Origin of the sequence: Pedobacter psychrotolerans, from assembly GCF_004340665.1 — a bacterium.
Lineage (GTDB): Bacteria > Bacteroidota > Bacteroidia > Sphingobacteriales > Sphingobacteriaceae > Pedobacter > Pedobacter psychrotolerans.
Genome location: NZ_SLWO01000001.1, coordinates 387,503 through 401,128, shown reverse-complemented (window position 1 = coordinate 401,128; position 13,626 = coordinate 387,503). Strand labels below are relative to the sequence as shown.

The following is a 13,626-nucleotide window of genomic DNA, read 5'->3' as shown; positions in this document are numbered from 1 at the left end:
TTTCAGTTTGAAATAGCGTAACCATTCCATTTTTGCGAAGAAGAGCGACGAATTCATATTGTCGTCATTGCGAGGCGGCTTTTTCAGCCAACGAAGCAATCTTTTTCACAAACCAAGTTGCTTCACTGCATCGTTAAACCCTGCCCTTCTTTCGCAATAAAAACACTATTGGAAAACTGGCGAAGTCTTGCTGCACAATGGCCTTCGAGACTTCGCAAGTTGATTCACATTTATAAATCATCACCCCAGCAATCCCAACAACTCTTTTTTACTCAATCCTTTAAAAAACCCACCATCAGTTTGAATTAAATTCTTAACCAAATCTTTTTTTGACGCCTGCAGTTTCATAATCTTTTCCTCAATCGTATCCGGACAAATCAACCGCACCGCCATTACATTCTTATGCTGACCAATCCGATAGGCCCGATCAATCGCCTGATTTTCAACCGCTGGATTCCACCATGGATCAACCAGGTAAACATAATCAGCCGATGTCAAGTTTAAACCCGTTCCACCCGCCTTCAAACTGATTAAGAAAACCGGGATCTCTTCATTTTCCTGAAAAGATTTGACCACCTCTTCCCTATTTCGAGTCTGGCCTGTCAGGTATGCGTACTTAATATTTCTGCTCTCCAATTCTTTTTTAATTAGATCCAGCATGGTCACAAATTGAGAAAACACCAGTATTTTATGATTTCTCGCCTTGCCTTCAATCTGCTCCATCAATACCTCAATTTTTGATGAAGCCTGGAGATACGATTTTCCATCGGCCAACAACGCCGCAGAGTTACAAATCTGTCGCAGCATGGTGATGCTTTTCAACACATGCATGGCACTTTTGGGCAATTCATCTTCGGTTTTACCCAGGATGTAATCTTGAATTTCCTTTTTGTTTGCTTCATAAACCTCCCGCTGTTCTGTACCCATTTCACAATAAAGCACAATCTCTGTTTTATCCGGAAGTTCCTTAGCCACCTGTTCTTTGGTGCGCCGCATCAAAAATGGCCTGATTTTCTTTTGCAACTCTTCTGCCCGCTTTTTATCTTTAAACTGATCTATCGGCGTAGAATATAAATCTGCAAACTGCTGTTTACTCCCAAACAAACCCGGACAAGCAAAAGACAATTGCCCGTAAAGGTCGAAGGTATTATTTTCAATTGGCGTGCCCGTCATCACCACTTTGTTCCGCGATTTTAGCAACCTAACGGCCTTGTATCGTTGAGATTCGGGGTTCTTAATGTTTTGAGATTCATCCAAGAAAATATAATTGAACCGATAATCCTTCAGAAAGCGAATATCAGAAAGTAGCGTACCATAAGAAGTGATTACGATTTCAAACTGATCAAATTCATCAGTAGTTTTGATTCGCTCATTGCCATAAATGGTTTTTACGGTAATAGATGGTGCAAACTTCTCTACCTCGGCTTTCCAATTAAAAATCAATGATGCAGGAACCACCACCAGGTTAGTATTATGACTTACTTTTCCACGTTGTGATAAAATGAAAGCTAGAATCTGGATGGTTTTACCCAGTCCCATATCATCTGCCAAACAAGCACCGAAATTAAAGTCATCCAGAAAATTTAGCCAGTTTAAACCATCTTTCTGATAAGGACGCAAAGTAGCATTCAGGCTTTCCGGAACTTCAATTTCTTGTATAGAATCTGTACCCTCAAACTTTTGCTGGTAGCGTTTCAACTCATTTTTCACTTCTCCATCCAGGAGCGCATCTTCGTAAAGATCGTTTAACGTGGCAAACTTAATTTTAGGCGTTAAAATGGCTTCATCAGTTACCTCTCCTGCATTAAAATAATCGGTAAATTTCTGAATCCATTCATGTGGTAAAATGCCCTGTGTTCCATCATCAAGGGTAATAAACTTACTCTTATTCCGGATTGACTTATGCAAATGCTTCAAGGCAACCTGCTGTTTACCAAACTTTACCTTCACCTTGGTTTCAAACCAATCGGTACCACTTAAAACCTCGATATTAATCTGAGCCTGATGCGGATTGAGTTTATTATTTTTAAGTTGATTAAAACCTAATATATGAATCCCCTTATTGCGCCATACTTCGAAGGCCTCTAAGAACCAGGCTTCTTCTAGAAAACGTTTCCGATGTAAATAGAAAGAATCATTGGTTTCCTGATCGTAGAAATAAGGATGTTGCTTTAGAATGCTGGCAATAAACTGCAGTTCAGCTTCCTCTTCACGGTGGAGGGTAAAAACATTACCGAGTTTATCCTGTGCCTGAATCTGCCGCTTTGAAAGCACCGGAATCTCCAGGTTACCATAACGCATCACGGGTGTAAGTAAAATATAATCTTCTGATTCAGATAAATAAATTAACTGTTCGTTTTCAAGATCGAAACCCTTTTCCTCCAGTTGATCTGCCGTAGCAGGTTTAAGATAGGTATAGTCAACCTTAATGCTACCTTCCAGCTGGATTAAAATCAGTTTTTGAAACTCTGGATACTTTGTTTTATGTAAAATTAAACGGTTGCTTTGCTTTTGAAAAAAGCCAATTACACGTAAAAAATCAGGCCTGGTGATTAAATAAAGCTGGTCTTTCAGTTTAACGAAATATTGATGCACCAGAACCAGCTGATCGAGCTCGTAGGATTTCCCTTCAATGGTTAAGCGACCTGTAATTTCATAGAAATCTTTTAGCTGATTAACTGAAAGGCGTAAATCAAGATCAAGTAGCTGCACCTTTACAGGGCTAATAGTCGAAGCCTGAATATTGGTTTGCTTTTGATCCTGCAGATAAAAAGGAATGTTCTGCGGATTTTTAACGATAGCCTTAAGGGCTTCAATTTCTTCGCCGGTTTGATCGTTATTGTAATTGGCCTGGAAGGTAGAAATGCCACTATAAAACTTCAGTTCATCGCTATCATCCGTCTGAAATAAAAGACTATTCAGGTTTATCCGTTGTAACGGATTTTTAATCTTCCCGGTCTTTGTTTGATCTGCCTTATATAATTCGATGGATAGGTTGCTATAATACCGATGCTGGCCCAATACCAAAATGATTTTACTCAAATCATGTACAGGTTTTAATCTACCTGTACTTTTTTGCTGAGGCAATAAAATATCTGCCATTTGCTGACTTGCCTCTTTATTAAATGGCTGCAAAGCCCCCATTTTAGGTTTAATTTGCAACATTCCCTCCCGATAGCTTAATACAAAAACAGCATCCAGATTCTTCTCCTTTTCTAGTCCGTAATCTAGCGCAATAGCATGTAGTTTTTGCCGACGTAAGCGTTCATCAAAAAAGATAGCCAGATCTTCCCTGTTTAGAATATTGTACAATACCTGCGCCTGATGCGCACATAATTTGTTTTTTGGTGCAGCACAGCGACAAGATAATTTCACCGCATTTTCCGTTTGCTGCACTTGAACGATTGGAAAAACGAAATCTGATTCCTGGTGACTAAAAGCAGCGAAATCAATTTCTATTTGTTCAGGATGGAGATTAAAAAAGCCTTTGGCATGTGTATGAACTTCCTGACTAAGGTGCTTTAAAATGAAAATGCCATTTAAATCCTTCAGGTTGAAATCATGCAATACGTAATCATATGGATTAGAGAATACTGATGATGTTCCTGCCTTATCTTCGCTCATTTAAACAAATTTGTAAAGTGTAAAAATAGCATAAACCTTGCAGGTTTAGAAAATCAGTATTGTTTCAAAATGATTAAGTTTTAATATTACAATGAATTTCTCAGATTGAGATAAAATGGAACAGCAACTTTTTCTGTTTTTCCGTTCAGCACAAATTCCGCAGCCTGCGTACCTAAAAAACTAAAATCGGTCGATATCGTGGTAATTCCATCTAGAATAATCCTCTTTAATGGGGTTTCATTATAAGAAATTACACCTACATCTTTTCCTATTTCGAGTTTTAAAATAATCAGCCGCTCAATTAGGGTAACTAAATCATCCTCCATTAAATTGATATAAACTTCACCAGGTTGAATTTCCTCTTCCTTAATGTTATGGATTACCTTATGCGCGAATGCATATTGCTGGCAAAACCTGTAAAAACCACTTAAAATTTCTTGTGGGAAATAACTGTTCTTAGGGAAAATAATTTTAAGTGTGGTATAATTGGAAAGTCGGCTGAGGGCTTGCTCTAAGGCTGCATAAATGTCTTGTGCAAAATTCTCATAGGCCGCAGCGTAATCTCCGGTTACTCCGGGTAGGAGCTTATCTAAAATGATTAGTTTCTCTTTTGGAATAGTGTTAATGACTTCATGAGCATTCTCTCCCCCTTCCAAAAAATGCGGAATAATGACAAAGTGTGTGTAATCATCCTTTTTGCTGATGATCATTTTCTTGAAGAAAACATAATCATTGTTATAGATGTAAAAATCAATTGCAGCATGCTCTCCGATAGCCTTGGTAAAGGAATCGTAAATGATTTTTTTGTGGGTACTCAGTTTGTTAAAGAGCAAACAAACCTTTAGTTTTCTGGTAAAATCAGTGTTAATGATAAAATACCCCTTTCCAGGAACAGAATCTACCACACCAAGTTTACGAAGATTGCGATAACCTTTTTCTGCAGTATCTCTAGACATTTCAAGACTAAAGCTGAGCTCATTAATAGAAGGAAGCAAACTTCCTTTTTTCAACTTACCCATATCAATTCCATTCAAAATAGCATTGGTTAACTGCTTATACTTTGGTGTTGATGAATACTCATCAATTTGAATATAATTTAGGATATCTTCTGGTTTCAAACGATTCTTTGCTAGGGTTTCGAATATATGAAAAAATCTGCTGCCTGATCAGATTTTGTATTATAACGTTCGCTGAATGGCAGAATAATACTTTAGGTTAATCATATCGGTTGGTGCAGGATTATCATTCCAAACATTATTAATGGCCAATGCAGTTCCAATTGCAGTGGCCTGAGATACAGAAGAAGCATAAACTTCAATATCCGGCACGGCGCTGGCCAGTAAATGCATATAGATGGCATTTTTCCCAAACCCACCGTCCACAAAAATCCGCCTCACGCCAGGATTTAGAATGAGCTTAAGCGAGTAAACCTGTTGTTTAATCAAATCTATAATCAATTGATGATAAGCTTCTTCAGCCGTTTGGAAGATATTTAAATCACGTGCTGGGAAAGCAGAAGTTAATGAAAATGCCATTTGTGCATGTTGATTTTCAGGTACTTTATTAACCAGCTTTAAAACCAATCCGGGATTAAACTTTAAATGTTTGAAGAGGTATGCTGCACGATCGAAATGTGTAGCAATTCGCTTAAGCTGCACCTCATGTTCATTCCCTGCAAAAATTCGGGAAGCCTTTACCGCCTTACCTTTAAAATGCATGTAGCACAAACAATCCTTCTTTAATTCATCGGCCTGAAGTGGCTCCTGATTAAACGGATTAAGGCTGATACACCATGTTCCGGTAGAAAGGAGTACAAAAGGTGTATTAAAGTTTGCCAGGTATGGAATTAATGCAGCAGAACTATCATGCAGGCCCACACCAACACTTACTTCTTTACCCAAAAATGTGGTTTTAATGGTTGTATCTGCAGGCGTGAACTCACCAAATTTTTGATCTATTTCTTCTGTTTTAACCCACTGGTGGTATTCATCTTTGTTGAAATCCCAAAGCTGTGTATGGCAGCCAATACTCGTGATATCTGCCACCGCTTTTCCGGTAAGCAAATAGCTGAGGTATTGCGGTAAATGCAAGGCATACTTGATGCGGTTAAACAATTCAGGCCTTTCATTTTTCAGTCGATAAAGTTGCATGCCAGAATTTAAACTTCCCAAAACAGGTGAAGCAGTTTCCAGAGAAATTTTCTCTTCTCCTCCATATTTCACATAAAATGCTTTTTTAAGCACTTCAGGATATTCCTTTAAATAATTATAAAGTGGTGTTAAGGGTTCTCCAGATTCATCCAGGTAAACAAAACTGGCACCATAGGTTGAAAAATTGATGGCTTTAATATCGAACTCTTTTAACTGCATCACTTGGTTCAACGAATCGTATACGGAAGATTTTAAGCTTTCGAGGTTTTCGCAAGCTTCGCCATCTTCATCTACCGTTTCTACAAAACGTGCCGACCTTTCGTAAACAATGCTATAATTCTCATCAATTAAAAATAGTTTTTTATTCGTTTTTCCAACATCAAATATGGCGATAACAGGTTTAGGCATTTCTACTTCCTCTTCAATTATAAACCTGTAGCTACAGTATTTCCACGGTGATTAACTAAATTACTTCTCACGGCTAAATCGCGGTATAATCCAATTGGCGATAACACTGCACCAGCTCTTAATCTCGCTTCAGCAACCAATGGTCTTAAATCGCTACGGAAAGTATTTTGCAGAATTTCTTGCGCTTTTGCTACGTCATTATTATCCTGAGCAACCTTTAATGCATTTCTATCTACCAATAAAGCCTGTGCATAAGCAATCATAATGGCTTCTACAGATTGCAGTAAATCTTCTAAAGGATCTTTCACGTTGTGTGAGGCATCAATCATCCAGCCTAAATCTTTTGCATGGTTCATGCCTTTTGCATCCATTCCTTCTACCAGTTCGTTAAAAATTAAGAACAATTGATAAGGCTTGATGCTTCCGGCAGTTAAATCGTCATCGCCGTATTTGGAATCATTAAAATGGAAGCCTCCCAGCTTTCCTTCCATTAAAAGTAAGGCTACAATCTGCTCAATGTTGGCATTTGGTAAATGATGACCTAAATCTACCAGCGTGTAAGCTTTCTTACCCAATTTACTGGCATACAATAAAGATTGACCCCAATCGCCAACGGTTGTAGAATAGAAATTAGGCTCGAAGGCTTTATATTCTACGAAGATTTTCCAGTCTTCCGGTAAGGCCGCATAAATTTCCTGTAAGCTTTCCAAGGTATTTTCGAAAGCTTTACGGAAGTTTAACTGACCTGGAAAACAAGATCCATCTGCCAACCAAACCGTTAAAGCATCAGAACCTAAGGCGATCCCATGTTTAATTACTTCGATGTTATGTTCAATAGCTTGCTGACGAATAGCTTTGTTCACATTTTGGAGTGAACCGAACTTATAGCTATGTGCAGAACCTGCCTGATCTTGAAACGTGTTTGAATTCATTGCATCGAACTTCAAGCCATAGCTGGAAGCCAAACTTTTTAAGCTTTCTGCATTCTGAGGAATATCCCATGGAATATGAAGCGAAATTGCACCACTAGCACCATTCAGAGCATGTAGCAAACCTACATCTTCGATTTTCTCTTCAATAGTTCTAGGCTCACCGCCTGTAATAGCAAAACGACCGAAACGGGTTCCGCCCGTACCTAAGGCCCAACTCGGAATGGCAATTTGAAAATCTACTAATTTTTGGATGACGCTTTCTAGGTCAACATGCGACCAATCTTCCTTTAAGAAATCCAACTTGCGCTGGTGTGAAGTAGAAAGGGAATCGTTATGTTTTTCTATTTGGTTCTGCTCAATATTCATTGCAATATTTGGTGTGTTAGGTTAATCATCGGCGAGATCGCCATTATTTTCCAACTGGTGGATGCTCCTTCTAAAAGTCATTTTCGGTCTGTGGAAACCACAGACCGAGAAAACAACTTACTAAAACTAACTTAATTCAATTTCAACATTTTCGATTAGTATTAACGGATCGAAAATGTACGCTATTCTATCTTACAAATGCCATGGCTACCCCGCCATCCACATTTAATACGTTCCCTGTAGATTTTTGCAATAAGCCACCTACAAAAGCGAAACAGGCGTTTGCGATATCATCAGGTAAAATAATCTGGTTTAACAAGGTGCGTTTCGCATAATACGCAGGCAATTCCGCAACGGTAACACCATACGCTTTCGCTCTACCTTCGGCCCATCCGCCAGCCCAAATGTTGCTGTCGCTAATTACCGCATCAGGATTAACTACATTTACCCGAATGTGATCTGCACCCAATTCGGCAGCATTTAGTCTGCTTAAATGAAGTTGAGCAGCCTTCGCACTTCCATAACCAGCATTATTTGGTCCGCTTACCAAGGCGTTCTTACTTACAATATTAATGATATCACCACCAACATCTTGCTTTTGCATCATCTTTGTTGCAGCCTGCGTAATGAAGAACTGGCCTTTCACTAACACATCGTACAATAAATCCCAATCTTTTTCAGAGTGATCACCAATGGTTTTAGAAATGGATAAGCCCGCATTATTGACAACGATATCAATCCCTCCAAAAGCCAAAGCCGCAGCATTAAAAGCACCATCAATATCTTCCTGACTGGTTACATTTAAAAGCGCTGTACTGTAAGCATCTTTACCAAACTGTTTGGCAAATTCAGCTCCGGCTTCTTCCAAACGTTCTGCATTCATATCATTTAAAATGACCACACCACCTTCAGCAACAAATTTCTTGGCAATAGCTTTACCGATACCGCCAGCGCTACCCGTGATTAAGGCAATTTTGCCAGTAAGTGGTTTTGGCTTAGGCATCCGTTGCAGCTTGGCTTCTTCCAATAACCAGTATTCGATATTAAATGCTTCCTGATGAGGTAAAGAAGTATATGATGAAATTGCCTCAGCGCCTTTCATCACGTTAATGGCATTGATGTAAAACTCTGCCGCAACCCTTGCCGTTTGTTTATCCTTTGAGAAGGTGAACATACCTACACCTGGATATAAAATTACCACTGGATTGGTATCACGAATCGCAGGACTGTTTGGATGTTTACAGGTTTCATAATAATCTGTATACATTGCTCTGTAAGCCTCAAACGCAGGTAACAGTTTTTCTTTTATTGCCTTTACATCGGATAGATCAGCATCAATTGCCAAATCTAAAACCAACGGACTAATCTTTGTTCTTAAAAAGTGATCCGGACAGCTGGTACCCATTGGTGCCAAACGCGAAAGATCATTGGAGTTTGTAAATTCTAAAACGCGAACATCATCAGTAAAATGACCGATCATGTGTTGTTTAGAAGAACATAAACCACGAAGTACAGGCGCTAATGCAGCTGCTTGTTTTTTGCGGTTAACATCAGTAGCACTTTCTATTTTTTGTCCGCCGAAAACCGGCCCTTTTTTACCATAGTTTTGAGCAAGATAATCGGAACAGATTTCGATTACATCCAGCGTATTTAAATAACTTTCATAAGCCGTATCACCCCAGGTGAATAAACCATGGGAGCCTAACATAATTCCGCGTATACCTGGATTTTCATCAAGACATTGCTTTAATTGCAAGCCTAGTTCAAAACCTGGTTTTTTCCATTCTACCCAACCAATTGTTCCACCGAATAATTCTTCAGTGATTTTTTTACCGTCTTTAGCCGCAGCAATAGCAATAGCAGCATCCGGATGTAGGTGATCAATATGTGCAAATGGCAGGAAACCATGTAAAGGGGTATCAATTGATGGTGCTTTAGAACTTAAATCAAAAATACAGTGATTAAACAGTTCAACCATTTCATCTTCGTGTTCTACGCCACGGTAAATATTTTTTAAACTGCGGAGGCGATCTATATAAAGAGCAGCTAATCCACTTTTCTTCAATGTTCCTAAATCACCACCCGATCCTTTAACCCACATCACTTCGGTTTCATTACCGGTAAGCGGATCTTTTTCCATTAACTTGCATGAAGTATTTCCACCACCATAATTAGTGAGACGCAAATCTGCGCCCAACAAATTAGAGCGGTAAATTAATAATGCAACTTCATCTCCAGCCAATTTTGCGGCTTCTTCGTCATCCCATAAGTAGCTTACGTACTTATAATTTGTTTCTTTAACAGACATGTATATTAATGATTACTTTTTTTACTTATTATTTAATTGAATTACCATAACCCACAATCAATACTGAAACGATAATGGTTAATATGCCGGCAATAATGGTGGTTAATGTTTTTCGTGATACCCCTTTCCATTCTTTCAAAATCAATCCCCATACGTTGGCAATCAGGATGATAAATGCCATATGTAAAATCCATGAACTGGCACCATTGCCCATTTTGCTTTCTCCCATTCCGTAGAAAAAGAACTGCAAAAACCAGGTGGTTCCGGCAAGTGCAGAAAAGATGTAGTTTTTTAATAACGGAGTTGATTTTTTTGTGTAATCTCTGAAGGTTTTATTACGGGCGTTTAAAATCATACACCAAATAAAATTAGTGGTTAAGCCACCCCAAAGCACTACCACATAGGTTACATTATTTTGAAAAAGGAAGTTACCAGTTTCTGATGGATGGGCAGCTTTCCAGATCTGGTTAGCTGCATCGGCCATGGGTTTCCCTGCTTCTAAACCAAAATTAAAACAAGCACTCAATACGCCTGAAACGATACCAACAAATAAGCCCAGACCGAATTTGAATTCTGTTTTAACTTCGAGTCCGTGTGGATCGGTAATATCTGAGTTGATTTCTTTTTCCTTCATCACCCCTGCCTTACCGCAGATGATGATGCCAATTACGCAAACAAAAAGCCCTAACATCACCATTCTGCCCCAATCGGTTTGCACAAACATGGTGAAGGTATCTTTTCCTTCCTGCGGAAAAACATCAAAATAAATAGATGGCAAAATAGACCCGATGACCATCGATAAGCCGAGAATAATGCTGCTACCCAATGACACGCCGAGATAGCGAACACCTAAGCCATAGGTTAAGCCACCTATCCCCCAAAGCACACCAAAAAAGTAAGTTAAGATTAGAATATGGCCATTGGTAGTGGCTATAATGTCGCTGAAATTTGGAATGGTTAAATATGCGGCTAGTGGCGGTACGATGAGCCAGGAGAAAATTCCACCAACAATCCAGTAGCTTTCCCAGGCCCAACCTTTAACTTTCTTGAATGGGATATAAAAACTTCCTGATGCGAAACCACCGAAGAAATGAAAAATGACGCCTAAAATTGCCTGCATGCTCTATATTGGATATTTGGTTGGTCCAAAATAGAAATTAAGGCATATTTAACTGTCATGCACTGTTATGTCGGTTTACTTGTATTGACGATCTTACGAGTTAGAAGACGATAAAATTACGAAGTAATTTAACGCTCATGAAAAACGAGCATTAGCGTATCTCGTCATTTCGACCGAAGTGGAGAAATCTTTGAAGCTAAATAATAGATAAATCGTCATTGCTAAGAGGAACGACAGCTTGCCCCCGACCTTTCAGGGAAGCAATCTAATCCGCTAGATAGATTGCTTCGTCGGCTGAAAAAGCCTTCTCGCAATGACGATTATACGAATTAGAAGACGATAAAATTACGAAGTGATTTAATGCTTGTTAGAAACGAACGCTAGCATAATCTCGTCATTTCGACCTAAGTGGAGAAATCTTTGAAGCTAAATAATAGAATCTGCGGGCAATAATAAAAAAAGCCGGCAAATCTGCCGGCTATAAAATAACTTCATCTGAAGCCCATTAAAGCAAATGTGATTTCAAGTCAGCTGGCGAATAATTAATCGACTTTAAGGTCTTATCATCTGCCTTTCTGAAAACTAAAAACAGTCCATCAACTTCTTTATAATATGATTCCGTTTGATCTTTATCGAAATAATGTTTAATCGTCAATTCCGCTTCTTCTACTGTTTTGCAGGCCTTGCTCATGTTTGAGCGATGCACTTCATCAAACAGCGTTTTAAACTTACCACCTAAGCCAAATTCGTGTATAGCACCAGCCAGAACATATTGTAAGTCACAAAGTGCATCGGCTACTTCAACTAAATCGTCGTTTTCTACAGCCTCCTGCAATTCCTTTAACTCTTCAGCCAAAAGTGCAATTCTTAAGTTTGCCCTTTGTTTTGAAGGAATAGCTGGGGTTTCTAAAATAGGGTGTTTAAAAGTAGTATGAAATTCTGCAACCTGATTAAGTGAATTTGTTTCTTGCATGTGGTTTGGTTTAATTTATGGCAGCAAAAGTAAAAAAACAGCAAGAATTATCTAAACATAAGTTAAACATCGCCAGCAATTAGTAATGATCTCATCAATATTTCGCTTTATAAAACGAGCAGCATCCAAATGTTACAGGCAAAATGACCTGATTGACCCAAAGGTGCCGATAGTTTTTTAAATCCGGCTTTTTCATACATACCAATAGCAGCAGATAATTCAGGAAACGACTCCAGGTAAATTTCATTATATCCAAAATGCTGTGCAGAGGAGATACTTTTCTGCATCAACATTTTACCTATCCCTTTACCCCTAGCAGAAACAGCTGTATACAATTTTACCAGTTCCACACAACCTTCGGGTAAACCTGATGTTGGGAAAATCCCACAGCCACCAATGATAACACCATCTTCTTCCGCAATCCAGTAAGCCGATTGCGGCAATTCAAAAACTTTAGATAAATGATCCGTTGTCGGATCTGTATAAACAGTTCCAGGTTTATCAATCTTAAACTCTCTTAATACAGTCCTGATTAATGAAGCAAGCTCCTGATTATCCTTTTCCTCTATTGTTCTGTAAATGATGGCCATAATATTTTTTTCTCAAATTTAAAGTTTGACAACTATGCACTGAAGAAATTTGAAACAAAATTGCAGTTGAATTCATTTAATAAAGAAAAAGATAATACTATGGAAAATGATAAAATAGCAAATGAAAACAAAAATGAGCATCCAAAACCAACAGATGAAGTTCAGAAAGAGATTGAAACTGTAGTGCCAACTGCCCACAAAGAAGAAGTTACACCAGGCGAGCCTGAAAATCAGAACGAAGTTAAAGAAGATCAGTCAACAGATGAATCAGAAGACAATGATGCCGAAAAAGTAACTGAAGGCGAGGGTACCGATCAAAGTGAAGAAAAACCATCTGCCTCAACTGAATCAGAAACTAATCAGGAAGCTGATATTGAAGAAGACACTGATGACGAAGGTAAAGAAGGTTCAGATAATGAACATAATGGAATTGAAACGGTAACCCCATAAGGTATCATGCTAATTTTTGTTAAAGCTTTCTTACTGCTGAAATAGTTTTACTAATTTACCGTTATGATTAACATGAAAAATACACTATTGTTATGCCTCTTTACCCTAACTATATTTGGTTGCGGAATAAATCGGCAAGCACAGCAAATTAAAGCGCTGGAAGATTGCACCTATAAAATTACCGGAGTAAAACAAGTATCAATTGCTGGTGCAGACATTAAGCAATTAATGCAACAACAAACTTTCAGTTTAACCAGTTTACCAGGCGTAGCACTTGGTTTGCTGAGAAAAGATATTCCGCTTCGGGCAAACCTGAATCTGGAAATCACCAACCCCTCTAGTAATTTAGCGGCCATCAATCAGTTTGAATACAAAATTCTGGTGAATAATACGGATTTAGCCCAAGGCATCGTAAATCAGAATGTGAGTATTGCTCAAGGACAAACGGTTACCGTTCCGGTACAATTGGTGAGCAATATTTATGGCTTGGTATCCAATGGAAATGTTTTTAATGACATCATTAAAGCAGCACAAAAAGGTTCCTCTTCAAAAGATGAAAAGCTTGGCCTGTTGACAATTAAAATTAAGCCCACTTTTATGTTGGGAAACACCCCGGTCAAGTATCCCGGATACATTACCATCAACAAAGACATCAGTAGTAAAATCCTGTTATAAACAAACCCCCTCGCCGAATCAGCGAGGGGG

Annotated in this window: 10 protein-coding genes; 2 read left to right on the top strand and 8 right to left on the bottom strand. The window is 38.6% G+C overall.

All coding sequences use genetic code 11. The annotated features are described in order from the left end of the window. Positions 1–240: 240 nt before the first annotated feature. The 8 genes from EV200_RS01720 to EV200_RS01685 form a co-directional block, all read right to left on the bottom strand. The gene (locus EV200_RS01720) at positions 241–3,624 is read right to left on the bottom strand and encodes a DEAD/DEAH box helicase (protein ID WP_132529096.1); all 3,384 of its coding nucleotides are present in this window, start codon (positions 3,622–3,624) and stop codon (positions 241–243) included. 86 nt (positions 3,625–3,710) lie between these two features. Then, entirely contained in the window at positions 3,711–4,742 is a 1,032-nt protein-coding gene (locus EV200_RS01715; protein ID WP_132529095.1) for a GntR family transcriptional regulator, read from the bottom strand. A gap of 60 nt (positions 4,743–4,802) precedes the next feature. After that, complete coding sequence (locus EV200_RS01710) at positions 4,803–6,182, bottom strand: FGGY-family carbohydrate kinase (protein ID WP_132529094.1); 1,380 nt, start codon at positions 6,180–6,182, stop codon at positions 4,803–4,805. 17 nt (positions 6,183–6,199) lie between these two features. Then, positions 6,200–7,480 (bottom strand): TIM barrel protein, encoded by a 1,281-nt coding sequence (locus EV200_RS01705; protein ID WP_132529093.1) that lies wholly within the window; start codon positions 7,478–7,480, stop codon positions 6,200–6,202. A 187-nt stretch (positions 7,481–7,667) separates the two neighbouring features. Beyond that, positions 7,668–9,788, bottom strand: coding sequence for a bifunctional aldolase/short-chain dehydrogenase (locus tag EV200_RS01700; protein WP_132529092.1), 2,121 nt, complete (start codon positions 9,786–9,788; stop codon positions 7,668–7,670). A gap of 28 nt (positions 9,789–9,816) precedes the next feature. Continuing rightward, positions 9,817–10,908, bottom strand: a complete 1,092-nt coding sequence (gene rhaT / locus EV200_RS01695) for an L-rhamnose/proton symporter RhaT (RefSeq protein ID WP_132529091.1) — start codon at positions 10,906–10,908, stop codon at positions 9,817–9,819. Positions 10,909–11,413: 505 nt separating this feature from the next. Then, on the bottom strand, positions 11,414–11,881 hold the full coding sequence (locus tag EV200_RS01690) for a pyrophosphohydrolase domain-containing protein (protein ID WP_132529090.1): 468 nt from the start codon (positions 11,879–11,881) through the stop codon (positions 11,414–11,416). 107 nt (positions 11,882–11,988) lie between these two features. Further along, positions 11,989–12,471 (bottom strand): GNAT family N-acetyltransferase, encoded by a 483-nt coding sequence (locus EV200_RS01685; RefSeq protein ID WP_132529089.1) that lies wholly within the window; start codon positions 12,469–12,471, stop codon positions 11,989–11,991. Between the two features lie 99 nt (positions 12,472–12,570). On the opposite strand from EV200_RS01685, the gene EV200_RS01680 reads away from it, so the two are divergent. Both EV200_RS01680 and EV200_RS01675 read left to right on the top strand, forming a co-directional pair. After that, a complete protein-coding gene (locus tag EV200_RS01680) occupies positions 12,571–12,921 on the top strand; it encodes a hypothetical protein (RefSeq protein ID WP_132529088.1) in 351 nt (116 codons plus the stop codon). A gap of 72 nt (positions 12,922–12,993) precedes the next feature. Then, a complete protein-coding gene (locus EV200_RS01675; protein ID WP_029283121.1) occupies positions 12,994–13,596 on the top strand; it encodes a Rossmann-fold NAD(P)-binding domain-containing protein in 603 nt (200 codons plus the stop codon). Positions 13,597–13,626 lie beyond the last annotated feature (30 nt).

Coding starts and splice junctions, on each gene's coding strand:
- EV200_RS01700 (WP_132529092.1), bottom strand. CDS start 9,788: ATGTCTGTTAAAGAAACAAATTATAAGTACGTAAGCTACTTATGGGAT.
- EV200_RS01720 (WP_132529096.1), bottom strand. CDS start 3,624: ATGAGCGAAGATAAGGCAGGAACATCATCAGTATTCTCTAATCCATAT.
- EV200_RS01680 (WP_132529088.1), top strand. CDS start 12,571: ATGGAAAATGATAAAATAGCAAATGAAAACAAAAATGAGCATCCAAAA.
- EV200_RS01690 (WP_132529090.1), bottom strand. CDS start 11,881: ATGCAAGAAACAAATTCACTTAATCAGGTTGCAGAATTTCATACTACT.
- EV200_RS01710 (WP_132529094.1), bottom strand. CDS start 6,182: ATGCCTAAACCTGTTATCGCCATATTTGATGTTGGAAAAACGAATAAA.
- EV200_RS01685 (WP_132529089.1), bottom strand. CDS start 12,471: ATGGCCATCATTTACAGAACAATAGAGGAAAAGGATAATCAGGAGCTT.
- EV200_RS01675 (WP_029283121.1), top strand. CDS start 12,994: ATGAAAAATACACTATTGTTATGCCTCTTTACCCTAACTATATTTGGT.
- rhaT (WP_132529091.1), bottom strand. CDS start 10,908: ATGCAGGCAATTTTAGGCGTCATTTTTCATTTCTTCGGTGGTTTCGCA.
- EV200_RS01705 (WP_132529093.1), bottom strand. CDS start 7,480: ATGAATATTGAGCAGAACCAAATAGAAAAACATAACGATTCCCTTTCT.